The 26988-nt window shown below is 50.1% G+C and carries 24 protein-coding genes and 1 riboswitch; of the genes, 11 read left to right on the top strand and 13 right to left on the bottom strand.

The annotated features are described in order from the left end of the window. Positions 1–117 precede the first annotated feature (117 nt). Positions 118–630 (bottom strand): YagU family protein, encoded by a 513-nt coding sequence (locus D1831_RS03070; RefSeq protein WP_125071458.1) that lies wholly within the window; start codon positions 628–630, stop codon positions 118–120. A 177-nt stretch (positions 631–807) separates the two neighbouring features. Here D1831_RS03070 and D1831_RS03065 point away from each other — a divergent pair, with 177 nt between their 5' ends. Together D1831_RS03065 and D1831_RS03060 are read left to right on the top strand one after the other, a co-directional pair. Next, positions 808–1875 carry an ABC transporter permease gene (locus tag D1831_RS03065; protein WP_125071457.1) on the top strand — a complete coding sequence of 356 codons (1068 nt, stop codon included), beginning with the start codon at positions 808–810 and terminating at the stop codon, positions 1873–1875. Positions 1876–1889: 14 nt separating this feature from the next. Continuing rightward, positions 1890–2582, top strand: a complete 693-nt coding sequence (locus D1831_RS03060; protein ID WP_125071456.1) for an ABC transporter ATP-binding protein — start codon at positions 1890–1892, stop codon at positions 2580–2582. 616 nt (positions 2583–3198) lie between these two features. Here D1831_RS03060 and D1831_RS03055 read toward each other — a convergent pair. From D1831_RS03055 to D1831_RS03045, 3 genes are all read right to left on the bottom strand, one after another. After that, positions 3199–3960 carry a MerR family transcriptional regulator gene (locus tag D1831_RS03055; RefSeq protein WP_125071455.1) on the bottom strand — a complete coding sequence of 254 codons (762 nt, stop codon included), beginning with the start codon at positions 3958–3960 and terminating at the stop codon, positions 3199–3201. 193 nt (positions 3961–4153) lie between these two features. Next, the gene (locus D1831_RS03050; RefSeq protein WP_125071454.1) at positions 4154–4702 is read right to left on the bottom strand and encodes an ECF transporter S component; all 549 of its coding nucleotides are present in this window, start codon (positions 4700–4702) and stop codon (positions 4154–4156) included. Then, complete coding sequence (locus D1831_RS03045) at positions 4695–5681, bottom strand: nucleoside hydrolase (RefSeq protein ID WP_125071453.1); 987 nt, start codon at positions 5679–5681, stop codon at positions 4695–4697. The genes D1831_RS03050 and D1831_RS03045 overlap by 8 nt, the downstream gene beginning before the upstream one ends. A gap of 21 nt (positions 5682–5702) precedes the next feature. Beyond that, a riboswitch (PreQ1 riboswitch) is annotated at positions 5703–5747 on the bottom strand. Positions 5748–6220: 473 nt separating this feature from the next. Here D1831_RS03045 and D1831_RS03040 point away from each other — a divergent pair. Together D1831_RS03040 and D1831_RS03035 are read left to right on the top strand one after the other, a co-directional pair. Further along, positions 6221–8992 carry a cation-translocating P-type ATPase gene (locus D1831_RS03040; RefSeq protein ID WP_125071452.1) on the top strand — a complete coding sequence of 924 codons (2772 nt, stop codon included), beginning with the start codon at positions 6221–6223 and terminating at the stop codon, positions 8990–8992. 223 nt (positions 8993–9215) lie between these two features. After that, on the top strand, positions 9216–9752 hold the full coding sequence (locus D1831_RS03035; protein WP_125071451.1) for a dihydrofolate reductase family protein: 537 nt from the start codon (positions 9216–9218) through the stop codon (positions 9750–9752). Positions 9753–9933: 181 nt separating this feature from the next. On the opposite strand, the gene D1831_RS03030 is transcribed toward D1831_RS03035, so the two are convergent. Continuing rightward, the gene (locus tag D1831_RS03030) at positions 9934–11109 is read right to left on the bottom strand and encodes a cation:proton antiporter (protein WP_125071450.1); all 1176 of its coding nucleotides are present in this window, start codon (positions 11107–11109) and stop codon (positions 9934–9936) included. A 197-nt stretch (positions 11110–11306) separates the two neighbouring features. Here D1831_RS03030 and D1831_RS03025 point away from each other — a divergent pair, with 197 nt between their 5' ends. Further along, the gene (locus tag D1831_RS03025; RefSeq protein WP_125071449.1) at positions 11307–11987 is read left to right on the top strand and encodes a YczE/YyaS/YitT family protein; all 681 of its coding nucleotides are present in this window, start codon (positions 11307–11309) and stop codon (positions 11985–11987) included. Positions 11988–12086: 99 nt separating this feature from the next. Then, positions 12087–13013, top strand: coding sequence for an AEC family transporter (locus tag D1831_RS03020; protein ID WP_125071448.1), 927 nt, complete (start codon positions 12087–12089; stop codon positions 13011–13013). 75 nt (positions 13014–13088) lie between these two features. Here D1831_RS03020 and D1831_RS03015 read toward each other — a convergent pair whose 3' ends face one another. Continuing rightward, a complete protein-coding gene (locus D1831_RS03015; protein ID WP_125071447.1) occupies positions 13089–14282 on the bottom strand; it encodes an MFS transporter in 1194 nt (397 codons plus the stop codon). 122 nt (positions 14283–14404) lie between these two features. Then, positions 14405–15067: an HAD family hydrolase gene (locus D1831_RS03010; RefSeq protein ID WP_125071446.1), complete on the bottom strand. Its 663-nt coding sequence runs from the start codon at positions 15065–15067 to the stop codon at positions 14405–14407. A 179-nt stretch (positions 15068–15246) separates the two neighbouring features. On the opposite strand from D1831_RS03010, the gene D1831_RS03005 reads away from it, so the two are divergent. Beyond that, positions 15247–16731, top strand: a complete 1485-nt coding sequence (locus D1831_RS03005) for an MDR family MFS transporter (RefSeq protein WP_125071445.1) — start codon at positions 15247–15249, stop codon at positions 16729–16731. Then, positions 16728–17231, top strand: coding sequence for a DUF4811 domain-containing protein (locus tag D1831_RS03000; RefSeq protein WP_125071444.1), 504 nt, complete (start codon positions 16728–16730; stop codon positions 17229–17231). The genes D1831_RS03005 and D1831_RS03000 overlap by 4 nt, the downstream gene beginning before the upstream one ends. Positions 17232–17341: 110 nt before the next feature. Here D1831_RS03000 and D1831_RS02995 read toward each other — a convergent pair whose 3' ends face one another. After that, positions 17342–18352: a YeiH family protein gene (locus D1831_RS02995; protein WP_125071443.1), complete on the bottom strand. Its 1011-nt coding sequence runs from the start codon at positions 18350–18352 to the stop codon at positions 17342–17344. 114 nt (positions 18353–18466) lie between these two features. Between D1831_RS02995 and D1831_RS02990 the strand changes: the two genes are divergently transcribed. Further along, positions 18467–19291 (top strand): LysR family transcriptional regulator, encoded by an 825-nt coding sequence (locus tag D1831_RS02990; protein WP_125071442.1) that lies wholly within the window; start codon positions 18467–18469, stop codon positions 19289–19291. A gap of 149 nt (positions 19292–19440) precedes the next feature. Here D1831_RS02990 and asp1 read toward each other — a convergent pair whose 3' ends face one another. Next, on the bottom strand, positions 19441–20952 hold the full coding sequence (asp1, locus tag D1831_RS02985; protein WP_125071441.1) for an accessory Sec system glycosyltransferase Asp1: 1512 nt from the start codon (positions 20950–20952) through the stop codon (positions 19441–19443). Further along, positions 20952–22493 carry a glycosyltransferase gene (locus D1831_RS02980; RefSeq protein ID WP_125071440.1) on the bottom strand — a complete coding sequence of 514 codons (1542 nt, stop codon included), beginning with the start codon at positions 22491–22493 and terminating at the stop codon, positions 20952–20954. Before D1831_RS02980 ends, asp1 begins: the two co-directional genes overlap by 1 nt. A 359-nt stretch (positions 22494–22852) precedes the next feature. On the opposite strand from D1831_RS02980, the gene D1831_RS02975 reads away from it, so the two are divergent. Continuing rightward, positions 22853–23911, top strand: coding sequence for a LysM peptidoglycan-binding domain-containing protein (locus tag D1831_RS02975; protein WP_125071439.1), 1059 nt, complete (start codon positions 22853–22855; stop codon positions 23909–23911). A gap of 57 nt (positions 23912–23968) precedes the next feature. On the opposite strand, the gene D1831_RS02970 is transcribed toward D1831_RS02975, so the two are convergent. The 3 genes from D1831_RS02970 to D1831_RS02960 form a co-directional block, all read right to left on the bottom strand. Next, on the bottom strand, positions 23969–24817 hold the full coding sequence (locus tag D1831_RS02970; RefSeq protein ID WP_125071438.1) for a GRP family sugar transporter: 849 nt from the start codon (positions 24815–24817) through the stop codon (positions 23969–23971). Positions 24818–24894: 77 nt separating this feature from the next. Beyond that, positions 24895–25680, bottom strand: coding sequence for a glucose-1-dehydrogenase (locus D1831_RS02965; RefSeq protein ID WP_125071437.1), 786 nt, complete (start codon positions 25678–25680; stop codon positions 24895–24897). Between the two features lie 123 nt (positions 25681–25803). Then, on the bottom strand, positions 25804–26349 hold the full coding sequence (locus D1831_RS02960) for a bifunctional transcriptional activator/DNA repair enzyme AdaA (protein ID WP_125071436.1): 546 nt from the start codon (positions 26347–26349) through the stop codon (positions 25804–25806). 141 nt (positions 26350–26490) lie between these two features. Between D1831_RS02960 and D1831_RS02955 the strand changes: the two genes are divergently transcribed. Further along, on the top strand, positions 26491–26985 hold the full coding sequence (locus tag D1831_RS02955) for a methylated-DNA--[protein]-cysteine S-methyltransferase (RefSeq protein ID WP_125071435.1): 495 nt from the start codon (positions 26491–26493) through the stop codon (positions 26983–26985). Positions 26986–26988: the final 3 nt, after the last annotated feature.

Below are 26988 nucleotides of genomic sequence, written 5' to 3'. Positions count from 1 at the left end.
TTTGCCCATAGAAAAACTCCTCCTTAGGTAGGCAAGCTTTGATTATTTGCTTGTCTACCCAAAGAGGAGTATATCCCACTAACAAACTTAGTTAGTGGCAACGTTTACTTAATTAATTTATTTTTGGTTGGTTTTGCGAGTTAAACGGTCGTATACCGCTGCGCTGACCCAATCGGCCGTCCACATCCATAAAACATGCCCTAGGGCTTCGGAGACGTGCTCGGTCATTGGCTGATCTTTCGCGGCGGGAATCGTTCCTAGCGCCGGCAGCAAAATGTGATGGAAGGCACCAAAAACGCCGAGCCCAAATAGCGCACTACTCCCCGCCTTAGCTTGGGGGTGTTTACGTGCCCACAGACTGTACGTTACCGCAAAGGTGGTCGAAAAGCCGAAATGCATCATGTAACTGACAACCGGTAATTGGTGTCCCGCGTACGAATACGTGGCGTGCGTGACACTCGCTGGAATTCCCACCTGTTGTAATAACTGCTGCGGTGGGTTGGTTTGATCCCGCTCCGGAGTCCGCGGTGGCAAGATATTTTCCCAGCCAAGTTTGACTAATCCAGAAATTACCCCACCGGTCACGCCCGCAACTACGGCCGCGCGGTGGTTAAAACTTTTATTCGTCATCAATAAAACCTGCCTCCCTATTCAATAAACTTATCATACCAGCCCACCGCCAAAGTTCGTAATAATTCAGCTTGGTTTATCAATCGATAAATTAAATTTGCGTTTTTAATTTCAAGATGCTATGCTTTATGCATTCAATTATCAGGTGATAAGTGAAACTAGAAAGGGGAATTTTAAATGTACCTAGGATTAAAAGAAATGCGTCACGAAAAACTACGCTATAGCTTACTCAGTGGCGTTTTACTATTAATTGCCCTGGTCGTGTTCATGTTAGCCGGGCTCGCCAACGGTTTGTCTAACGGAAACCGTCAAGCGGTCGACCAGTGGCACGCGACCACCGTTTATTTAAATAAAAACGCCAACCAAACGTTGTCCGCGTCCCAGTTGACCCTGGCTGATAAAAAACACCTTCAGGGAACGAAGATCGCCCCGTTATCGAACTTATCCGGGACTTTACGAACCAGCAATAATCAACTCAAAACCACGGCTAGTGCGTTTGGGACTAGCCGTAACAGTTTCTTAATGCCGACCGTGACGAGTGGTCATCGGATCAATGGTAAAAACCAACTGTTGATCTCCGCCGCCCTTAAAGACCAAGGCTACCATCTCGGTCAAAAGGTCCGAATCGGGACGACCAAAAAAACGGTCAAAATCGTTGGGACATACGCCGCCAGCACTTACAGCATTGCACCCACCGTTTATACCGATACCGCTACTCTAAACCGCTTGAAAGGCAGTCCCGTTACCAGCGGCCAGCAACAGCCCATCAACGCGTTTGTCACTAAGCGTAGTCACTTTAAAACTAGTAAACACGGCAACTTACAACGGATGAGTATCAATACTTTTATCGATAACCTTCCCGGCTACAGCGCCGAACAGTTAACGCTAAATACCATGATCTACTTCCTCTTCGTCATCGCCCTCGCCGTGATTGGCATCTTCATGTTCGTATTGACCCTTCAAAAGCAGGCTCTATTCGGCGTTTTGAAAGTTCAGGGTATCGGAACCAGTCACATTATCGCGGCCTTACTCACGCAAAGTATCGCCATGGCCCTAATTGGAATTGGCCTTGGCTTAGCCATTACGGTCGGGTTAGCCCAGATCATGCCAGCTGGTCTTCCGTTCGTCATTAACTGGCAAGCCTTCGGTATTTACAGTCTCGCATTACTCGGTGCCGCGGTCATTGGCGCGCTGCTTTCCTGGCGCACCGTTGCAAAAATTGACCCCGTCGTTGCCATTGGATAGGAGGAAATAAAACTATGTCCACTGCCGTATTAGCTTTACAACACATCAATAAACAATTTGGCCACGGTCACACCGCCGTTACCGCCCTTAACGACGCTAACTTTGAAGTCAACGCCGGCGAATTTGTCGCCATTATTGGGCCGTCCGGTTCTGGTAAAAGTACCTTTTTGACCATTGCCGCCGGACTACAAACCCCAACCAGCGGCCAAGTTCTTCTCAACGGGCAGGCCCTGACGAAGCAAAGCGAAAAAGAACGGTTAGCCTACCGTTTTAACGAAATTGGTTTCATTCTCCAAAGTTCCAACCTCATTCCGTTTCTAACGGTCACCGAACAGTTTAAATTAGTTGATAAAATGGCTCACCGTCCGTTTCAACAATCAGCCGCACTCGAACTCCTAAACGAGTTAGCTTTAAGCGACGTCAAAAACGCCTACCCCAACGAGCTTTCCGGTGGTGAACGTCAGCGGGTCGCCATCGCCCGCGCGCTCTACAACGACCCAAGCGTCATTCTTGCCGACGAACCTACCGCGAGCCTAGATACGCCCCGCTCCATCGACGTTGTCCAACGCCTCGCTGCCGAAGCCCACCAGCACAACAAAGCCATCGTCATGGTCACGCACGACCAACGCCTCATTAGCCACTGCGACGTTGTTTACCGGATCGAAGACGGTAACATGACCCGTGATAACACCGCGACTGCTCAATAAGCTTGTTTCCGTAAAGCCCCACCCCGTTAAAAATCAGACGGGGTGGGGCTTTCTTTGTCACTATTTTTCATGGTGAAGGCCTTTGCGACCTAACTTCAATCATTCAATTTCACTAGATTGTTTCAATTTCCGCCTATCGATTCCAAGTTAGTGTCCACTTTCCAGCCCTCCGGTCGTTGGCGGGCCGTAACCACTAATTTACTTAGTCTTAATAGCACGTTGCTTAAAATACCTGGTTTTAAATGCCAACCAGCTTGTTTTTCGCTAATAACAATTAATTATCTTTAACCTATTACGCATAAAACTCCCAAAACTTAAAAAGATTTCAAAGTATCCATAACGTTACGTAAAAATCGTCAGTAAATTGAGAAATGGTTTTCCAATTTACTGACGATTATTAATTCAGTAGAACTAAATTTTTTACTTTGGAACAATGAACAATCCGAAAAGCTATTCTAATTAGAAGATGAATCCTAGCCTATTCAGCTACTTGTCCAATTTAAATAATGCTCTTCCATCTAGGCGCCCGGAGAAGTTTTGGCATATAGCTGTGAGCCGGTGGTCGGTTCGCAGCTTACAACGCTTCATACCAAAGTACTTCATTGGACAATCATTCTTAGTCATGTGCGTTTTTGCGAATTGATTGGACTAGGAGGGCCGTCGCACCGGCTCCCGCCCGATCATCGTAATATTTTTGAAAACGGTGATCAGCTAAATACATTTCTGCTAACCCGCGGTGCATTGCGGCCGAATACTTTGGCCAAGTAAAGCCGAGCCACTGGCGATGCAGCGTGTAGATCCGTTGAGCAGTCGTGTCGTCAAGGTTCGTAACCGTCAAACCGTGTTTGAGTTCTTTAATGAGTTCCGTCTCCACTGTCGTCATTTGTTGGTAGTCAGCCGCACTTAGATTGGCAAATTTTGTGTTAGCTGCTTGTAGCGTGGATTCGTCATAAGTTGCTCGTAATTCTTTTCCATAGTCGGCTTCGTTTTGGGTTAACGCCGCGTCCTTAAATGCTTTAAACTTAGTTTCATCCGTCATGGTAACGTCCTCCCGTTGTGTTTGAATTGTCGTTTGAATCAGTACCAACATTTTGTCGAGGTGCTCTCGCTCTTGTAACAAATTTTGGTACTGGTGTTGTAGGCTGGCCACTTGCTGAGTAATTGGCTGGGTCAACAGCGTTCCAATTTCTGCTAACGGTAATCGCATTGCCCGGTACAGGCAAATCCGCTGAAGTCGGTCCACCTGTTCAGCTTCGTAATAACGGTAGCCGTTCGCCCCGACCCGGGCTGGTTTTAATAAACCAATTTGGTCGTAATAACGTAGTGTCCGAACACTGACGCCGGCCAAACTAGCCAACTGTTTAATTTGATAACTCATGGCACCCTCCTTTCAACAACACTTAGTTTACGGGGTGACGTTGCGTTAGGGTCAAGGATTTAAGTCATATTTTTTTCAAAACTGAACATCGTAATCAAAATAACAGAGGCTGTGACAAAAGTCACAACCTCTGTTTTATCCCCGCACAATTATTGTCGAAACGGGTTTCAAAAGTCCGCTGGTGAGCATTAATTTAATTAGCTTGCGGCAATTTGTAGCGTAAAACACGGTAAACTAGGGCCACAACGTAAACCGTAATTAAGCGGTCAAGGTAGTCGGTCATGATTTGAATCAGAAAGACCGCCGCCACTTTACTCATGCCAGTTCCCAGTAACACTTGAACTAACATACTGGAACCCGACGACGTAATCCCGTGAAATAGGGCTACCGTAATCAAGGTACTTACAACGGTTCCCGGCAACGAAATTGCGAGTGCGAGCCACCAATTAGTCCGCCAGTTTCCGGGTTTAAAGCGGCGGTACAGCCAACCGGCAACGAGTCCCGTTAATAACTGGACCGGTAAATAAAACCAGGCGTACAAATCAGTAAAACCGTTTAAGACCGCGGTCACGCCCCCGGCCAACACCCCACCCACCGGGCCAAAAACCGCGGCGGCAAGGACCGTTCCGATTGAATCAAGGTACAGGGGTAATTTTAACATTAGGGCCACGTTGGCCCCGACCACGTTTAAAGCAATACAGAGAGCAATCAACGTTAGGGTGCGCGTTTTTATTTTATGCATGGGCCACCCCGAGTTGCTGCAATACCCGCGTTAAAGTTGGCTCCGTCGCGTTGGTGACCCGCTGCAAAAATAGCCGCCAAAAGGCTTCAACGTCAACGGTCGTCATAATTTGACTGTTAGCCGGTTCGTGCCAGAAATCGTGGTCGTCCACGATCGATTGTCCCCGGGCCACCCCGTCCACCGCGACCGTGGTATAGCTTTCAAAGCCGCGTACGACGTCTTGGTCCAGTAACGCGGCCACGGCCAACGGATCGTTGATCACGCAACCAATGACCTGCTCGTATTGCCAGTGAAAATCAAAGTAAAACCGCGTAATTTTTTTGAAAAGTGCGCCCATTTTAGGATCAACGTTCTGAATGTATTCTAGCAAGCTGGGTGTTAACACGATCTTTCGCGTCACGTCTAAGCCGACCATTTGAATCGGCACCGGCATGGTATCAAATACCAGTTTAGCCGCGTCCGGATCACACCAGAAATTGTACTCCGCCACGGGCGAACAGTTGCCGTGACTCTTGTAACTACCACCCATTAAAGTAAAGCGGTCACACCGTTCAAACAGCGTGGGGTCGCGTTGCAGGACCTGGGCAATGTTGGTCAGGGGTCCTAACGCTAAAATGGAAGTAGTGGGGTCCGCCGTAAGGGTATCGGCAATAAATTGGACCGCATCCTGGGCGGGACCCACGGCAGTCACTTCTGGTAAGCGACTATTACCGAGACCGTCTTCGCCGTGGGTATCCTGAGCACTGGTGTAAGCGACCTTCAAAGGGCGGTTAGCACCAAGGTAAACCGGAATATCCAGCCGGTCGACTAAGTCTAAAATCTTAAGGGCGTTTTGGGCCCCGATGTGGGTGGGAACGTTGCCACAAACGGTGGTGATCCCCACCACGTTCAGTTCGGGTGATTTTAATGCTAAAAGTAAAGCTAAGCTATCATCAATGCCAGGATCACAGTCAATGATGACGTTACGGGTTGCATCCATATTTCCTACCTCCGGTGAGTGAAGTTCTTGGTTTTTTATGCTGGGAAGTTTACGAACCAGCCAGAGTGTGAGGCCCAGACGGGTTGGGAGTGAGGATTAGCCTAGCGGGTGGTGATATGCGGTCTTGGCATATTGCCAACTGCGTAGCTAACCGGAACTCCCAGTCTGGCCCGAACACGTTTCGGCTGTTAAGGTAGGAAAGCGCTCCTAATTCCAATGGTCGAAACGTGTTCGGCCGAGCTGCTCCCTCCGCTTGCTACGCCACCAGCACCATACCAAAACCGTATGCCACTGGTGGCTAGGCAATGCTCAGGAGCAAACCGCTCGGACCTCGCACTCTATTTCATAAATGCCCCTTCATTATACCGGAATCGGTGGGGTTTGGAAACACACCGGGTTTTCTTCAAACTTATGGTAGTATTTTTAAACCAATGGGACTATTCTAAGAATTGTAATCGATATAATGACCGACCAAACCGCCCAACACGCTTAACGTGCTACCGCAGTTGTTTTTTAGCCGGTTTTCGGGAGTGATAATGATGACTAAATCTAAGTTAACGACCGACCAACTGGCTAAGCAACCAGTCGAGCAGTTCTACCAAACCTTACAAACGGATCAAAACGGGTTAAACGATGACGCGGCCGAATTACGGCTCAAGGCAGTCGGTCCTAACACCATCCAGCAGACCCAGTCACGGTCGCAGTTTAAAGCGTTCATCAAAAATTTTACTAGCCTGATGGCCCTGCTACTGTGGGTCAGCGGGCTAATTGCCATGTTTACCGGCATGTTGGAACTCGGCATCGCGATTTGGGCGGTCAACCTGATCAACGGCTGTTTCAGTTACTGGCAAGAACACGCTGCCCAAAAGGCGACCGACTCGTTAAAGAAAATGTTGCCCACTTACACCCACGTTCGTCGCAACGGCGTGACAAAACAAATCGACGCCACCGAATTAGTTCCCGGGGACGTGTTCACGATTCAAGCGGGCAACAGCATCTCGGCCGATGCCCGCATCATCGCGGCCACCGCTTTACAAGTTGACGAATCAGCCTTAACTGGTGAATCCGTCGCCGTCGATAAAGTGCCGGCTTACCAAAAAGGTGCCGGCAAATTTGCCGAACAAAACGTGGTCTACGCCGGCACGGTGGCGGTCAACGGGACGGCCACCGCGGTTGCCATGCAAACCGGGATGCAGACCGAGTTCGGCCAAATTGCGACCCTCACCCAGCACCAAAAAAATACCGTTTCCCCGTTAACGGCCGAATTAAACCGGCTGACCCGCCAAATCTCACTCATTGCCATCATGATCGGCTTAATTTTTTTCGTAGCCGCCATCTTCTTCGTCCACTACCCAGTGGCTAAATCCTTCGTCTTCGCGCTCGGTATGATCGTGGCATTTATTCCGGAAGGCTTATTACCTACCGTTACCTTGTCATTAGCCCAAGGGGTGACCCGGATGTCCAAAAAGCACGCGCTAGTTAAGGAACTCAGCAGCGTCGAAACGCTCGGTGAAACGACCGTGATCTGTTCGGATAAAACGGGGACCTTGACCCAAAATCAAATGACCATCAACCACGTGTGGTTACCCGACCACGAGTACACGGTCAGCGGTGAGGGTTACGTCAATAACGGTCAAATCCAGCTGGACCAGCAACCGGTCCATTTAGCAGACCACCCGGCCCTTGCAACCATCGTGCGGGTCGCCGCCCTCGATAACGACACCGAAATTCAAGCAGAAAATTCAACCAAGCCCAAGATCATTGGTACACCCACGGAGGCCGCCCACCTCGTTCTGGCCCAAAAATCCGGTTTAGATTTAAACCAGTTGCGTCAGCGGTACCCGCGGGTCCAGGAATTACCGTTTGACTCCGACCGGAAACGAATGACCACCATTCACACGCAACCCAACAACGCTGGTGCCATTATTTACGTCAAGGGGGCCCTTGACGGTATTTTAGCCATTAGTGACCAACTCTTAGAAAACGGCCACGCCCGTCCAATCACGGCGGCAGATATCACTAAGATCAACGCGGCTAACCAGCGCTACGCCGCGCAGGGATTACGTTCAATGGCCATCGCCTACCGGAATTTTGACGGTAGTCAGGGCTTACCAGCCGACACCGCGGACTGTACCATTCAAAACACCGAACAGCACCTAACTTTCGTGGGCTTGACCGTCATGGCCGATCCGCCCCGGCCCGAAATTTACGACGCCGTCGATAAGTGCCACCGCGCTAACATCCGCATCATCATGGTGACCGGTGACAGTCCCCTTACCGCTAAAAGCATTGCCGTTAAAATTGGAATCGATAGTGAGCAGGTCCGCGTTATCACCGGTGACGAACTCGCCAAAATGAGTGACTCGAAACTACAAGCCGCCGTCAAAGGCGAAGTCATTTTTGCCCGGGTCGCGCCGGAACAAAAATACCGCATCGTTAAAGCCAACCAACACAACGGGGAAATCGTCGCTTCAACCGGTGACGGGGTCAACGACGCCCCGGCTTTAAAACAGGCCGACATCGGGATTGCCATGGGGGTCACCGGGACCGACGTCGCTAAAGACGCCGCCGATATGATCTTAACCGACGACAACTTTGCATCAATCGTGGCCGCCATTGAGGAAGGCCGGACGGTGTACAGCAACTTGCAAAAGTTCCTGCTGTACATTTTAAACAGCAACGTGCCCGAAGCGATTCCGTCCGTTCTGTTTCTTTTCTCCCGCGGCCTGATTCCACTCCCTCTGACCGTGATGCAAATTTTAACAGTCGACCTCGGGACCGACATGTTACCAGCGTTAGGACTAGAAGCTGAAAAGAGTGAACCGGGAATCATGGACCAACCACCACGGGCCCGGACTGCCCACCTGCTAAACAAGTCCATCATTTGGAAAGCCTTCGGTTGGTACGGCATGGTTGCGTCGTTGTTATCCACCGTTGCCTACTTCTTCGTTAACTACTTACACGGCTGGCCGCACGTCGCCCTCGCCGCAACTGGTAACGTCTACGTGATGGCAACCACGATGACCCTCGCCGCCATCGTCTTTTGTCAAATTGCGGCGGCCATCAACTGCCGAACCCAGGTCACGTCGGTCTTTAAAATCGGGTTGTTCAGTAACCACCGCATCTGGTTTGGAATCGGTTTTGAAATCATCCTGATTGCCCTCCTCATGTACGTTCCCGTTCTACAAGGTCTGTTCAATACGACCGGGATTGCCGGTCGCGACTGGACGTTACTATTTTGCATTCCGATTCCGTTAGTTCTAATTGAGGAATTGCGCAAGGCCGTCGTACGCCACCAAATCGCAAAGTAGCCGGTTATTAATCAAACCTTTTAAAAAATTGAGACCAAACTTTAAGGAGGCTGTGACAAAAGTCACAGCCTCTGTTTTATCTCCGCATAATTATTGCCGAAACGTGCACCCAAAGTCAGCTGGTGAGCATTAACCGACTTTTGACACACTCTGCTTTTTAATTCTCAGAATCTAAGCAAGTAAACGTGGTACAATGTGAAAAACAAAATGTGGGGGTAACGCGATGCGCAAAGTACAGTTTTACGGAGCTATTTCAATTGATGGCTACCTAGCAACTAAGGACAACCGGCTCGATTGGTTGTTTAAAACCAGTGGTGCAAACGAGGCTCCCACTAAGGAATTCATGCAACAAGTGGATACCGCCATTATGGGCCGCCACACTTATGAGTACACGATGGCACAAACGACCGACCAACTGATCAACCCGTTTAACCCGGCGACCCAAAACATCGTCATGACTTCCAAACCACACGCCGGGGACGTCCACACCCAGTTCACCAACGCCTCAGTCACTGAACTAGTTCGTGAGCTCCGTGAAAAGGACGGCGGTAACATTTGGATTGTCGGCGGAACCGGCGTTTTAATGCCGCTACTGGCGGCCAACCTGGTGGACGAACTATTTATTCAAATCGCACCGGTCGTACTGGGCAACGGGTTGCCGCTTTTCACGGCCATCAACCACCAGCAACGTTTTAAACTCGTTGCGACCCACCAGTACGGGCAATTGGCCGAAGTCCATTTTCAAAGATTAACCGTTTAACCCTAATTCGCCGGCTTTACCGCGTAATTAAGTCGTGCGTATTAACGAAAAACCAGTTATCTCCGTCGTGGAAATAACTGGTTTTTGTTAGGAGACAAGCTTCCATTTCAATCCCGGTACTAGGTGTTTTCAAACTATGGCGTTAATTATAATTGCTCCCCAGATTCATTTTAATTGGCGTTTAAACGGCCGCACTTAATTTCATCCGTTTGACCGCGTGTCTTAACAGAATTGGGGCAATCAACGTCGTTAAAATAATCGCCGTGATTACGGCCGAATACCGGTTTTCGGATAACAGTTTTCCTTGATATCCAATTTGAGCAATAATCAGTGCCATTTCTCCCCGGGAAACCATCCCGGCGCCAATTTCGTAACCGCTCAACCAGCTAAATCCGGCCAACTTCGCCCCAATGCCGGCCCCCGCCAGCTTAGTTAGGATTGCCGCCACCGTGATGACCACGATAAACCAGAAATCACTCATAAAGCCCTTAAACGACATGTTTAAGCCGATGCTTACGAAGAAAACTGGAATGAACACGGCGTTGCCAATCGGTTGAATATGATCGTCAATGACTTCGTGGTAGTCCGTCTGCCCGACCGCGATGCCGGCGAAAAACGCCCCAATCACGGCACTTAGTCCAATCGCGTCGGCTAAGTAGGATAAGCCAAAACAAATCACTAACGACATCAACGTCACCGAAGTTGGGACGAGCAAAGCGTTGCCGACCGCCATCAAGTGCGGGACGAGCCACTTCACAACGAAGTACAGGGCGATGAAAAAGGCTAACTGGATCGTTAACGACACGGCTAAGTTCGTGGAAGCGTGACTGCCGCCACCGCTCACCTCACTCCCAAATAAACTGATCATCAAACTCAAAATCAACACGGCTAAAACGTCGTCAACGACCGCCGCCCCTAAAATGGTGGTCCCTTCCTTACCATCCAGCACGTTCAATTCTTTTAGCACCGCCACGGAAATCGAAACCGAGGTGGCGGCAAAGGTCACCCCTAAAAATAAGCTTTCAGTTGCGTTCAAGTGGAATAACTGACTGCACCAATCAATCACCCCAATCGGTAAAACCACCCCGAGGACCGCCACCAATAAACTTGGTTTCCAATATTTTTTTAATAATTGCAGGTCACTTTCCAAACCGGCCATAAACATCAAAATAATGACGCCCAGCTCCGCAAAGTCCTTAATAAAACTCGTGGCAGTCACCCACCCGAGCACGGCCGGGCCTAAGACAATTCCGCTAACTAACTGACCAATGACCGCGGGTAGTCCCATGCGAACACTGAGGTGACCGGCCACGGCCGTCACAATTAAAATCAAGCTTAAACTTCCGATATAATTCATAAAAAGCCTCCTAAAAAAGGGCACTTCAAGAAACGACTGCCCAACCCAAAAGCAGTCCGAATTCTTGAAGTGTCCTTCAACCGAATAATTTAATTTATGAAATAAGTATAGCATATTTTCACGGACCTAGCCGTGACGGTCACTTACGAAAACGGCTATAATAAGCCTATTGAAGTTATTTAGAAAGGACGTTTACCGTGTCTAACATCGTTGATTTTCGCCAACGTTTTTGGTTTCTCGTATTTTCAATATTTCTCAACTCCGCCTCAAACGCCCTAACCATCTCTGCTAACCTCGGCAGTGCCGTTTGGACGGGGTCCAGTGTCAACTTATCCGATTGGATTCACGTCCCCTTAGGAACGACCCTGTTACTATACGGTATCGTGGTCACCATTTTAAATCAGCTGCTCCTCGGGCACTTTGACCGGCGGCGGTTCTTTTCCAACCTGCTGTACATCGTTCCGTTTAGTTACCTAGTCGAATTTATTGGCTATTTTTGGCAGTGGATCGGCGTCCCCGCGCTTCCCTTCTTAGCCCGTTTGATCCTGAACTTTGTGGGCTTGATTGGGGTCGCGGCCGCCGTTTCAATCTACCAACGGTGTAACTTGATCCAACACCCCAACGACGACCTATCCTACATCTTACGGTTCCGCTTTTTACACGGTTCCGCAATCATTGCCCAATGGACAAGTTACCTGCCACCAGTGACCATTACGATCGTTGCCTTCTTAGCCACTGGTCAACTCCGCGCGATTGGGATTGGAACGGTTTTTGCGTTAGTCGCGCAGGGCGCCATCATGGGCTGGTCGGACACCCACGTTTTTCCAAGCTTAAAACACCACGTCGACGTTGCGCGGGTGGATCACCACGGGAATTAATTTTTCGCAATTAAAGCGTTCTCACGACCAAACGACCGTTGACATTGTTTCCGCTTAGCCCCGATAATGAGAGTATTCTAATTTATTGGACTGAAGCTTATGAACTTGACGCAGTTAACGAGTCAAATTATTTTAATGTTTATTCTGATGTTAGTCGGGTTGCTGATCAACAAGTTGGGATTTATGCACGCCCAAACTTCCAGCGACCTGACCAACATCCTGCTCTACGTCGTTTCGCCCTGCCTGATCATCAAAGCGTTTGAACAACCCTTTTCGGCCGACCGCTTACAAATGCTTGGCCGGGTGATCCTTGGTATTCTAGTTATTTATGGTCTGATGATCCTGATCACCCAGCTAGTCTTTAAACGGGTCGCCGATACCAACTTACGCCGCATCATGCGCTACGGTTCGGTGTATTCGAACGCCGGTTTTATGGGGATCCCGCTCACAAGTTCGCTATTTGGTTCCACCGGGGTCTTCTTCGCGGTGGCGTCACTGGCCGCCTTTAACATCTTTAGTTGGACGCACGGTATTACCCTGTTTACGGGTAATCAGGGTAGTCGGCGTGATAACTTTAAACAGATCATTTTAAACCCCAACATCATTGCCATTGTCGTTGGGTTGGTGCTGTTTATGACGTCGTTTCACTTGCCGACCATCGCTAACAGCGCCATCACCTACGTGAGTTCGATCAACACCCCGTTATCAATGATCGTGATTGGTAATAGTCTGGCGGACGTTAAGCTTAACCGTGAAACGCTGGATAAACGGTTATGGTGGGTGCTCCTCCTACGGAACTTTCTGTTTCCGTACCTGGCCATCGTCGTCCTTCAACTAATGGGAATCACCGGGGTACCGCTGTTTACGACCGTCTTAATGGCCGCTTGCCCGGTCGCGGGCATCGTTGTTTTGTTCACGTTAAAAGTTCACGGTCAGCCGGGACCCGCCGTCGCGCTCATGAGCGTTTCGACCATTCTCAGTGTGCTTTCCATTCCGTTAGTCTTTGCGTTAGTCAATCTGCACTAATTTTAAACCGTAGTTAAAAAAGCTGACGACGAGCAGTGCTCGCCATCAGCTTTTTTGATCTCTAACTTAATTTAATTAATTGGTCACGGTCCCGTGGCGTTTCACGACGTGCGGATAGTGCACAAAGTGGGCGTAAAAACCCAGTATTAATACTCCGAACGCCAAACCACAAACCCCGTTCCAACCGGCGAGGCCCCACAGTAGGTTTCCAAAGAACGACCCTAAAGCGCCGCCCATAAAGTAACCAAACATAAAGACCGAGTTAAAACGACTGCTAGCATGTGGATCAATGTTTTGAATGCGGGCCTGGTTAGCCACCTGTCCAAACTGGGTGCCGAGGTCCAAAATAATGATCCCGCAAATCAGTCCGGCAATCCGGGTCCCAAACACAATAAATACCCCGTAAGCTAACGTTGATAATACTAACCCGAGTCCAATGATGGTCCGCGGCTTAAAGTGGTCGGCTAACCGGCCAATCACCGGCGCGGCGAGCACCCCGGTAACCCCCAGCAGGGCCAATAAACCGGCTTCACGACTGCCCCACCCGTATTGGCGTTGCAGGTAAAAGACCAGGGTCGCCCAGAAAACATTCGAAACTCCGAACAGTACGAACCCGTTGACCGCCGAGGCTCGTAAAACCGGGTACCGTTTAACAAGTTGCGGCACCGTTTTGATCATTTCCAGGTAAGTTGTCCGGTGACGCGTCACCGGGTCTTGGGGCAGCTTTTTGATCAGTACCACGCCTAGCAGGGCAATCATCACCGCGGCCAGTAAATAAACGTTTTGCCACGGCATGACACTGGCTAACACCCCACTAACGGTCCGGGATAGCAACACCCCCACTAACAAACCACTCAAGACGTTACCAAGTACCCGGCCCCGTTGACCACGCGGCGCTAAAAAACCGGCGTAGGGAATAATAACCTGTGGCGCCACCGACGTCACCCCAATCAACAGACTCGCGACCGCGTACACCCAAATGTTAGGGGCAATGAAAGCCAACAACGCGGACAGAATGGCTAACGCCAGTAACCGTAAAATCAGTGTCCGCCGGTTCACGATGTCACCCATGGGAACGATTAGTAACAACCCAAATGCGTAGCCTAACTGTGTGAGCATTGCCACCGCCCCAACCACCGCGTTAGCGAGGTTGAACTGTTGGGCAATGTCGGCTTCAATAGGCTGAATATAGTTAATATTAGCGACAATGATGGCGGCAGAAACCGCCATTAATAAAACGGTACTTGAATTTAATGCTTTATTTTTCACAACGAAGTCCTTCCTAAATCAACAATCGTAACAACCGGCCATTGTTGACTAGAAGGCCTGTTCAACGCGGATGATCAGCCAGTGTTTGAGTTGGCGATCAACCGGCATTTCACCAGTAATCATTACCCGACCCACGCTTTAACGGCGGCTAAGTCCGCGACGACGTGGGTGGGCTTTTCACGACCGCTGGGTTCGGCGTTTCCCCGGTTGACCCACACCATCGGCCAGCCCATTTGCGCGGCCGGTACCACGTCCGAAGCGTAACCGCGCGCCACGTGCCAATGATTCTCGGTGGTCAAATGAAAACGGTCTTGCACGTGCTTAAAGAATTTCAGATCCGGTTTGTAAGCCTGAACGTCTTCGGCGGTCACCACCGCGTCGAACGGTACTTGCAACGCCGCCACGTTAGCGGGCATGATGTCCCACGACGAATTGGACATCATAATCAGTTTAATCCCCTGATCGTGCCAGTCACGCAGCGTCGCCACCACGTCCGGGTACGGTAACAGGTTCCGCTGAACCTGTAAACATTCGACGTAGTGGGCCTCAAAAAAGTGTTCCTGGTCAAACATTCCGTCTAAATGTTTTAAATTTTCACGGACCAGGTCGGCGTAGTCCAAATACGGTTGCACGCTGACCGGGTCCTCCTCGTACGTATCGTACGCGTCCCGCACGGTCTGGGGATCCAAACCAGCCGCGCGGGCTAAATTTTCAATCCATTGGTATACCGGGTCCGTATTGATCAACGTCCCGTAACAATCAAACGTTAAATATTTATCCGCCATGTGTTTTCAACCGCCTTTCAACTTCTCATTATTATTTTAGCACAGCAACATTATTAAATTGGCCTAGTTTATTAGTTACGTCAAATTCCGTTACCAAGGCAAAAATGTATGATTGGTATAGTTATCGTGCTATACTTGTTAACTGTGTGTTATAAATTATTCTATGAAAGGACGGTACCATGCCAACCAATAATTCTACGTTACCCTTAGATGCTAATGGTCAACCGTACCACCGTACCTGGTTAGTTCTAACCTTACTGGTCGGGACCTTTAGTACCTTTATTACCCAAACTTTGCTAACAACGGCTTTTCCAACGTTAATGAGCTATTTTCACATTTCCGCTAACGCCGTTCAGTGGCTAACGACCGGTTTTATGCTGATCATGGGCATCATGATTCCCGTGAGTGCCTGGATGCTGACCCGGATCAATTCTAAGTACCTTTACTTAGCCGCGATGGTTATTTTCGGACTGGGAACGATTCTCGCCTACCTCGCCGTTAATTTCCAAATGTTACTCATTGCCCGGATGATCCAAGCCATGGGGGTTGGTATTTCCGCCCCGGTATTTCAAACGATCATGTCTTCCGTCTACCCACCCGAAAAACGCGGGTCCGCGATGGGGACTGCCGGCATCGTCATTGGGCTGGCCCCCGCGATTGGCCCGACCCTTTCTGGTTGGATCATTGACAACTATAATTGGCGCGCATTATTCCTATTTATTATGCCAATTAACTGGGCCGTGATCATTATTTCTTTCTTTACGCTACGCAAAGTATTACCAACGTCCAAACAGCCAATCGACTGGTGGTCCGTTTTAATTTCCACCATCGGTTTTGGAAGCATGCTCTACGGTTTTTCTTCGGTTGGTGAATCCGGCTGGGGTGACCCGGTCGTCATTACCACTTTAATCATTGGGATTATTTTCATTGGGTTGTTTGTCCACCGCCAACTGCACATGGATCAGCCATTATTGGAATTACGGGTCTTTAAAATTCCCGCGTTTACGTTATCCGCTATTCTGACCGCCCTAGCCTACATGGCCATGATGGGGGTCGAAATGTTATTACCGTTATACATTCAAACCGTCCTCGGACGCTCCGCCATGGATTCCGGACTAATCTTGTTACCCGGCGCCATTATGATGGGAATCATGAGTCCAATTACCGGGCGCATCTTCGATCACATCGGGGCCCGGCGCTTAGCCATGACCGGAATGTTACTTTTAACGACCGGGACGGCCTTCTTCCTATCAATTACCGCCACCACGCCGATTTTATGGATCATCGTGGTTTACGCCATTCGGATGTTTGGGTTGACGATGGTGACAATGCCGGTGACAACGACCGGGATCAACGCCCTGCCGTTTAACCTAATTTCTCACGGAACCGCCGCCAACAACACGTTACGGCAAGTTGCCGCCTCGATGGGAACCGCCGTTTTGATCAGTGTTTACTCGAGCGTTGCTAAGTGGAACCTGCCTAGTCAGCAGCTACTGACAACCGCCCCGTTACGCTATAAAGCGGCTACGGTCAACGCAACGTTGACTGGTTACCACATGGCCTTCATCGTGTCGTTAATTTTCTGTGCGTTTGGATTCATCCTGAGCTGTTTCTTAAAAGCCCACCACTCCGTTAAAATTGATCAGGAGGATGACGCCGCATGATAATTATTCTGCTAATTCTCGCCACCTTCGTTTTTTCGGGTGCCATGATTTTTGGTCACACCGGCTTTAACCGGTCCCTAACCATTCTCATCAGTTTTATCGTCATTGCCGGCAGCTTGATTGGCTTAGTTGGCAACGATACGGCTCACTGGGGGATGCGCCAAGTGACGACGACCACCATCAGCGACCTGGAACCCGTTAAGTCGACCGATGCCGCACTAATGGTTAAGCACCTCGGGACCGGTTCAGAAAAAGTCATCGTATACCGGCTGGCTAACGCAACCAAAACGCACCACACGGTGGCCGCGGCCAATACTACGATCAAACAAACGACCGGGACCTCCGCACAAGTCCAAGTTGCCACGACCCGCTGGCAGTACCGGAACCACTTTAGTAAAATTTTGTTCAGTTTAGGCACTGGTCAGCCCCAGGTCAGTCACCGCCAGTACCTCTTTACGGTGCCAACTTCGTGGAAAACCGTGACCGTTAAAACCAAGTAATCAAAAATAACGCGTAGCTAAGTTAAGCTACGCGTTATTTTTGTATTCAGAATCGTTAGTTTTTCCAAAATTTAACGGTCCTAACCGCCGTTTCACGGTTAGCCTTCACATTAATGGCGCAACAGTAACGTAATTAAGATAAGTGCACTGGCAACTTGAATGCTCCCAACTCCGAGACCGTATAACGCTAACCGTTTACCGGCCTTCAAGAAATTAACTAAGTTTAAGCGCAATCCGATGGCGGCTAGCGCAATAATTTCAAACCAGCTACTGATCGTGTGCGCCGTGGCACCAACAATGGCCGGTAGCGTAACTAAACTATTTAAAGCACAGAGAATCAGGAAGCCCGCCACGTACCATGGTAACCAGTGGCCATTACCGTTACCACTGATTTCGGCTTCTTCCGCTAATTCATCTTCAATGGCCCGTTTATGCAAACGGCCAAAAATTAAGACGACAACCACTAACATCATGATCCGCATGATTTTAAAAATCGTTGCGAACTGAACAGTCGTTTGGTTCACCATGCTGGCCGCTGCGACCACTTGACCAACGGATTGTAAAGTTCCCCCAATGAGGGCCCCCTTTAAGATGACGCCTCCGCCAAAGATCGCCCCACCCAAAACGGGTAACGTTAACATCAAAACGGTTCCCATCAGGTTGACCAGCGTAATGACGGTTCCCTTGTCGTCTTCATCGGCTTCGATCACCGGTGCAATGGACGCAATGGCGGACGATCCGCAGACGGCGTTCCCACCAGCCATTAGTAACCGCATGTTCTGGCTAAAGCCTAACCGGTTTCCTAACCAGAGGGCCCCCACGATGGTGATTGTCATTTGAATCAGGATGAAGCCCACACCCCAACCACCAATTTTACCGATTGTTTGAACCGTCATGGTCGCCCCTAACAACATGACGGAGTATTCCAAGAGCTTACTCTCCGCAAACTTAGTTCCCTTACCAAGTTGTGGCTGTTTTAGAAACGTGTTGCCCCCGATAATTCCGAGCAAAATGGCAATGGTTGCCGCCCCCAATGCCGGAATAAATTTCGCCAAAATTTGGCTAATAATGGCAATGATCAAACTCATGCTTAACCCTGGTAAAATCCCTTTGACCTTCATCTTTTTCTCTCCCGTCCTATCAATAGCCTTTAGTATACGGAAATGATTTACATTTGAGAAATAAATTATTATGATAGTTACTATTAAGAAAGATAATAGTTAGGACGACTCACCATGTTTAAACAATTACAAACCTTTCGCGCAGTTTACGAGACCCGTAACTTTTCGCACGCGGCCGAACAGCTTTTTATCTCACAGCCGACCGTTTCGACCCAAATCAAACAGTTAGAAACTGAACTGAACACCAGCCTTTTTACCCGTAACGGCCGGCAAGAAATCATGCCAACGGCCAGTGGTAAGTTACTTTACGAACAAGCGCAACAATTACTAGAAACCTGGGCGGCAACCAAAACGGCCGTTCAAGCGACCGGAGAATTCATCAAGTTTCCCTGTCGAATTGGAGCGTCCCACACGACCGGTAGTTTAATTTTACCGGGGCTGCTCACAACGCTCGCCCCGGCCGGTGACCACTTCGATTTTCACGTCAGCTTGGCCAACTCGGCGGAAATTTTAACGGCCATGTCACAACATAAGTTAGACTTTGGACTCGTTGAAAAGCCCCTGGTGACGGATCATTTAGACCGGTTAGCGTTTGGTCATGACGAACTCGTCCACGCTGGCGATTTCGCCAGCCCGTTATGGTTGCTGCGGGAACCCAAATCTGGGGTCCGCCACTACACCAACGCCTTTTTAAAGGCCCGCAATATCCAACCGGAACACGTCATGGTCATTCACAGTAACCAACTCATTGCCGATTTACTGGACCAAGGCGTCGGACAATCGATTATTTCCCGCCACGTTTTAGCACCCACCGTCCCCACCGAACAGCTGAGCGACCGCTATCAGCGTAAGTTTTTTCTGTTGACCAACACCCACCCCAGTGTCGAACTAGCGCCCGTTCAACAAACCATCACCACTTACCTTCAAAATTGGTACTAACAGCTAAAAAAATCGAGGCCGTGACAAAAGTCACAGCCTCTGTTTTATCTCCGAATGATTATTTTCGAAACGTGCGCCAAAAGTCAGCTGGTTCCGCTTAACAGCTAACCAACTTTCGGCACACTCTGGATTTTTTTAATGAACTTAAATTAGGATGACATAACGGCTTGCCACTGTTGCCAAACCGCGTCACTGCCATATTGTTGACTACTCCGATAAGCACCGTCACTCAGTTTTTGGTGTCGTTGCGGATTTTCTAAGACCTTAGTCAGCGCGGTCACCAGTTGATTAACCGCCCCGTTTTTAACCAGGTAGCCGTTGCGACCATCTTTCAAAACGTCCCTAGGCCCGTAATTAATATCGTAGGCGACGGCCGGGACACCGTGACTCAACGCCTCAATTAGTGACAACGGTTGGGCATCACTTTCACCGGTATACACGTAGGCCCCCGACTGGTCGTAATCGTTACTTAAATCCGGCTGATAACCGGCAAAGGTCACAGCGTGTTCCAGGTCCAACTTTTTCACCTGGTCCTTTAGGGCGTTCACGGCCCCACCGTACCCGTGAATCAGCAGCGTCGCATCTTTGATTTTCCGATGAACCTGCGCAAAAGCGGTCACCAGTTGATCGACCCGGCGTTCATTGTCAACGCGGCCCGCGTAAATAATCTGATGAGCACGCCGCGCGCTCATTGCGACGGGCGGCCGTTTAGCCTGTGCCTTAGAAACTACCGCCGCTGAAATTGCGTAGATGGGGCGCTTCGGCTTGCCCCCCATCCACCGGGTTAAGTCGTCCCGTTGTTGGGGGGTACTCGTAATTACCCCGTCTAACGACGTTAAATACTCGTGGATGCCGTAAACGTAAGCGTTGTTTAAGTTCGAATAAACCTGGTCTTGCGGATCGACCGCGTGGGGGGTCGGTAACCAGAGGTACTTCTTAGCTTTCGTTTGCATGTTGATCACCGGCCACTGCGCTGCTAACGGTCGGTCCGCGATAAAGACGTTATTTTCACCGGCTGCTTGGTTCAGCTCGTCCAAGAAGAAGCGGTAAAATTCTAATTCACCGTTAAAGTAGTAGTCCCGGCCGTGATACCCAATCAATTTACACATTGAAACGTAGTTGGCCCCGTTCGCGTTATGGGCGTAATACTGTTCCGCAAACCGCGTCCCGTCCGGCCGGTAGAAAATATCCGTGATGGCGTCCCCGTTGGGTGCAATAAACTGGTCGCGGGCCTTAAATCCCCGTTCGTCGTAGTCCGTCCGTTGAACGCGGTTATTAAACTTGTCAAAAACTTCAACGTAGTACACGTGACCCACGGTACTGGGAACAAAATGGACCTTCGCAATTAGGCGGTCCCCGGCGTGAACTTCACTCACGTTCGGGCTCGGGTTAATTTCGTACGCGGCCGGCCAGTTAAGGTCCTCAATTTTGAGGACTCGCGGTTTGAACGTCGTCGTGCCGCGGAAAAAGTCAAACAAGTTGGCCATTTGATCATCCGCCAGCTTAAAGCGCCGCATGTTTTGGTGTAACAGCCCGTCAAATTGCCGGGTCACCAGCTTAGCCGGTACACCGTGTTCCTTAAAAAGTTGCAGTCGCTTAAATTCCGCGTGTTCCACCCCGGAATTTAAGGCCATGACGTATTGATTAACAAAAAAGTACATTACGCTTCCCCACCTTCCGTTTGGTAAAACCGGTTCGCTGCGGCCATGAGTGGCTGCCAACGTTGCCAGACCGCGGTGGTTCCGTAACGCTTGGCATCCTCATAGGCCTGTTGGCTGTACGTTTGTAACTTAGCGGAATCGGTCAGTAGGTCGATCATCGCCTTGGCTAAGGCGTCCTCGTCATTAACGGGGACTAACACCCCGTCTTGGCCGTTGCGGATAATGTCTCGCGGCCCGTACTTGACGTCGTAGGCAATTTGGGGCACCCCGTGAGCCTGCCCTTCTAATAGGGCGAGCGCAAAGCCCTCCGCCCGCGACGTTAACATGGCGAGCTGGGCGTGGTTATAAACGCTGGTCAAATCGGTCGTGTAATCGTTAAAAGTCACGCTATCATTAAGCTGCAGTTCATCAACTAGTTTGCGTAGCTTTTTACCCGTATCACCATTCGCGTAACCCCAGAAATCCAGGGTCGCATTTTTAACCGTTTGCCGAACCTTATTAAACGCCCGGATCACTTGATCTTGTTGCTTTTCCTCGGCTAACCGGGCAACAAAGATGATCTTACCGGGTGTCCGGGTCTTCCAAGCCGGATGGTGGGCCCGCAACGTCGCGTCCGGCACGATTCCAACCGGAATCGTGTAGGTCGCAGGCGTTTGACCGTAACGGTCAACAAAGTCCGCCGTTTGCTGAGTCGTTGAGGCGATCACCCCGTTCCACTGGTGTAAATTATTCAGCGCGTACGCGTAATTAAAGTTAAGCGTGGCCGTCTTGGGATGGGCCGGGTCGTTGACGTGATTGCTGTGTAAATGCATGACCCGAAACGCCTTGGTCCGCATATGCAGTGCCGCGTAGGCCAGTTCGTAGGTCCGGTCAATGACAAAAACTGAACCCGGTGTTTGCCGGTTCAGTTCGTCTAGGAAAAACGTCGTCATCGCCGTTTCACCGGTAAACGACCAGTCCTGACCATGATAATTAACGAACCGGTACAGCGAATTCTGCGTTTTACTTTGCCGGTCCGGCATGTGAAAGGTCTGATACACCACGTTACCCGTGGGATCAAAAACCTGTTCACTGGCAACTTGCCCGTCAAAGGTGTAGAACTGTTCCAACCCCTTGAAACCGCGGGTATCGTACCAGTCGGTTTTAACTAACTTACCGTTTTGATCATAATATTGAACGTTATTCAGTTGTTTTTGAGTTTGAGCAAAGGTATTGACCCGCATCAACAATTGGTCGTGTTGGTAAACGACGTAGTTACGACCCTCCGCCTCGACCCGTAAATCGGGGGCTAAGTGGAGGTCGTCAATCGTTAACTTCACCGGTTTAAAATCACTCGACCGCTGAACAAAATCAAATAAGTTAATCTGATTCTGTTCAGCAATACCGGCGTCCTTTAGGGTTTTATGCAGTGACAGCGAAAAAAAGCGGGTCACCATCTTGGCGGGCACCTGGTGCTGGTTAAATAGTACTAACCGTTTCATTTCAGCGTGCTCAATCCCTGATTTTTTGGGATTGATGCTGGTATTAACAAAATAATACATAAATCTCGCTCCCTTATTGATCCAATGTGCCTAACGCCTCTGATTATAGCAAATTTTAGTCAGTTATTTCGCCTCATAACCGCGGTCTTAACCATTTTTGTGGGTTCTTAACCCAGTTTTAACCGTTAAAGTTCCGAACCAACAAAATTGGCGACCACTTTCAATTAATCATGCCGTAAATCAATTAGTTAATCTAACAACCCAACCAGTTGTTTACGGGCATCAACCCGTTTCATTTTGTTCAGTGCGTGGTTGCCATCAACATTCAATATAATAATTTTTGTTACCGCTTAACTAATTCGTAACCAAATGTTAAAATTTAGGGTGAATCACATTTAATTATGGGAGTGAACGAACGCATGAAAGTAAAAAACATCCTATTATCATCATTAGCCGCAACTGGCGCGATCGCCCTCGGCGCAACCGCAGCCAAGGCGGATACGGTGACCGTTAAAGCCGGCGATACGGTTAGTGAAATTGCCGCAACACACCGCTCAACGGTCAAGGCCATTCAACGCGTCAACCACTTAAAAAACGTTAATTTAATTTACGTTGGTGACAAACTGCAGGTCAACAGTCACCGGGTCGTCAAAGTCACCCGCACGCACACTACCGTACCAATGGGGGCCGTGGCGACCGCTCCCGCCAACGTCCAGAGTGACCAATCCTCCGCAACCAGTGCCAGTGTCCCAACTAGTCAAAGCACCACCAGTCAAACACGGACGCGTGCCGCTGCTAGTGTTACTAGCCAGGCAACGACTAGTGCCGTTTCAAGTACGGCTAGTCAAAGTACCACGCAGTCGACTAAGGCTCGCCGGGTAACTAGCCAAAGCGTTACGCGCCAAACCAGCGCCAGTTCAACGACCAGCACAACTAGTCAAAGTACCACTAGCCAAGCTAGTGCTAGTTCCGTCACCAGCGCTGCCAGTCAAAGTACGGCTAGTCAGGCCAGTGCTAGTTCCGTAACCAGTGCCGCCAGTCAAAGTACCACCAGCCAGGCTAGTGCTAGTTCCGTAACCAGTGCCGCCAGTCAAAGTACCACTAGTCAAGCCAGTGCCAGTTCCGTAACCAGTGCTGCCAGTCAAAGTACGACTAGTCAAGCCAGTGCCAGTTCCGTAACCAGTGCTGCCAGCCAGGCACCAGCGAGTGCGGCAACGACAAGCACGACAACGACTACCACTAGCACCACGAGCACGTCCGAGGCTGCCGCGAAGGCCTGGATCGTCGCGCGTGAATCCGGTGGTTCATACACCGCGTCCAACGGTCAGTACTATGGTAAGTACCAGTTGACCAAGTCACTGCTAAACGGTGATTACTCCGCGGCTAACCAGGACGCTGTCGCTAATACCTACGTCCTCAACCGTTACGGTTCATGGTCCGCAGCGCAAACCTTCTGGGAAGCCAACGGTTGGTATTAAAGCGTCCTTAATTCATAAATACGCGTTTAAAAAAGGATTCCGTTACGGAATCCTTTTTTATAACGTCGCGGTCAAAACACTCCCGATGACAATCAAGCCTAGTCCGGTTAAGGTGGCTTTCAACTCCCGGTTCGTTTTGGCTTCGTGGAGAATGACCAGCGCCCCCACCGTTGAAACTACCACGTTTAGCTGGGTGATCACAAAGACCGTGGCAATCCCACTTAGTTTAGCCGCAAAAATGTACGCCAGCGATGAGACCCCGAAAATCAGACCAATCAAGACGTTTTGCCAACTCGTCTTTTCTGATAAACTCCGCCCCTGCGTTGTGCATAGGTTATAGAGCAACGCACCGACAAAGATGCCCAACATCTCGGGGAAAAAAAGCTGCAACCCGTTCGCGGGGAGTGCTTTTGGCAACGCACTGTACGCCAAATAGCCCACCGTGGTTGGGACAAGAATTAACAGCCCACTTTTTAACGACGAGCCCCCCGTCGCCTGATCCGTTACGGTCGTCAAGGTCACGCCAACGACTACTAAGATGATGGCTAAAAGTCCAATCAGCTTAGCCGCGGTGCCCGGCCATTCACCAAAGATCAACACCCCGATGAGTGACGTCCCCACAACTTGTAGTCCGGTCGAAACCGGCATCGTTCGGGTGACCCCAATCTTAGTAAACGCCACAAATTGACCTACCTGCCCGATCGACCACAGGAGTCCCGCCAAAAAACTAATGGCAAAATCCCGGTCCGTGACGGTTCCCGCACCCATTAACACGACTAAGCCAATCAACAGCGCACCCAGGCCGGTCCCAAAGATCTGATTCGTGGGGCGCCCCCCAATTTTACGGGCAATCAGGGGCTGCACCCCCCAGCCTAACGCCGGTATTAATGCTAATAGTATCCCCATAAGACCCTCCGTTTAAACGACTACCAATAGAATAAAAAAATGAAGTCGTGCTTGGGCGACTTCAGCTAAACGGGCAACTACCCCCGTCCATCCTTAAAGGCTGGGTACAACGTCATCCCACCGTCAACAAACAGGGTAATTCCCGAAACGTAACTGGATTCAGTGGACGCGAGCCACGCCGCTGCGGCTGCGACCTCCTCCGGTTTACCGATACGGGCCATCGGAATCATTTTAACCGTGGCATCGTACTGTTGGGGGTCGGCAAACTTCTTCGCGTTGATCGGCGTGTTGATGGCCCCGGGGCCAATCGCGTTGACCCGAATGTTATCGGGCGCGTACTCCATCGCAACGGTCTCGGTAAAGAGTTTGACGCCCCCCTTAGCCGCCGCGTAACTCGCAAACGTTGGCCACGGAATACGTTCATGGACGGACGACATGTTTATGATATTTCCCGCCTTACCCCGCTGCTTAAAATAAGCTAACGCCGTCCGGGTCCCCAAAAAGACCCCAGTTTCATCAATTGAAACGACCCGGTTCCACTCGGCCAGACTCATCTCGTGGGTCGGCTTCTTAGTTTCCATACCGGCATTATTGACCCACACGTCCAAATCGCCAAAGTGGTCTAACGCCGATTGTAACAACGCCTGATTACCAGTCTCGGTACTAATATCGGCGTGGACGGCCACGGCCTGACCACCCGCCTTGATCACGTCGGCAGCGGCCTGCGTCGCCCCCTCCGGATCACTGTGATAATTGATCACAACGTTCATCTTTTCCTGGCCAAACCGGACGGCAATGGCGTAGCCGATCCCCTTGGAACTACCAGTGACAACGGCCGTTTTACCCTTTAAATCTTGATACATCACGGTTCCTCTTTCCCCCATCACGGGATACGTTTGTTTAAACTGTGCCTAAATCTAAACGTTCCCAAGTATAGCGTGATGCCGAAATAAAACCGTACCAAGACGTTTTTAAAAGAACCCTAACTAATTAACCGTTTGGCGAAACTGGCGCGGGGTCATTCCCGTGACCACTTTAAACTGGGTACTAAAGTAACTTGCGGAAGTGAACCCACAACGCTGCGCCACCGTCTGAATGGGAAGCGCGGTCGTCCGTAGCAGTCTTTGGGCGTGTTGAAACCGAACCCGTTGCACATAAGCCAGTGGTGTTTGGCCGGTCTCACGCTGAAATACGTGGTGCAAATAGTACGGGGCCCCGTGTGCCAACCAGGCTAAGTCGTTTAACGTTAGCGGTTCCGCGTAGTGGTGTTTGATAATCGTTTTAATTTCCGTGACCCAGGTTGCCGGGCTAACTAGCTGTCCCGTTGGTCGGCAACGTTTACACGGACGCAGCCCCGCCCGTACCGCCGCCGTAGTCGTTTTAAAAATTTGAACGTTTTGCCGTAATGGCAGCCGTGACTTACAACTGGGACGACAAAAGATTCCCGTACTCATCACGCCATAGTAAAATTGCCCGTCCGCTCGCGGATCATTGGTCGCAATGGCGTGCCATTCCACCGTCGTTGGTATCATCTTCCCACCTCCATACGGGCAGTATACCCTTTTTCTCCGTTTAACAGGTATGAATCAGATTAAAAAGCAAGATAATGTAACTTTAGTCCAACTAATATCTGCTATACTGACGGTAAATTCAACCAAACGGGGGACACCACCATGCAATTAACTTTAACGAAAACTACCATTGCTCATCAGACTTACTGGCTAGGCAGTACCGAACGCGGACTGGCCTTTGTCGGTAGCGCCAACGGTCCCCAAGACGAATGGTCCCGCTTCTATCCCGCCGCAAGTGCCGTCGTAGACACCCATGCTAACCAGACTGCCCGGCAAGCGTTGACCGCCTACTTAACGGGCGCCCGGCAAGCCTTTGACTTACCACTCGATCAAACCAACGGAACCACTTTGCAACGACAAGTTTGGCACGCCTTGCAGACCATTCCGTACGGCCACACGACCACTTATTCACAATTAGCAACTGCCATTAACCGGCCCACGGCAACCCGCGCCGTTGCCACTGCCGTTGGAAAAAATCCCCTATTGATCGTCGTTCCCTGCCACCGGGTTCTGCGTAAGGACGGTACACTCGGGGGCTACCGCGGCGGGTTGGCCATGAAAACCGCCCTGTTAGCACTTGAAAACCACTTTCATTAAAAG

Origin of the sequence: Lactiplantibacillus garii, from assembly GCF_003885105.1 — a bacterium.
Classification (GTDB): Bacteria; Bacillota; Bacilli; order Lactobacillales; family Lactobacillaceae; genus Lactiplantibacillus; species Lactiplantibacillus garii.
This window is presented reverse-complemented; position numbering and strand designations above follow the sequence as displayed.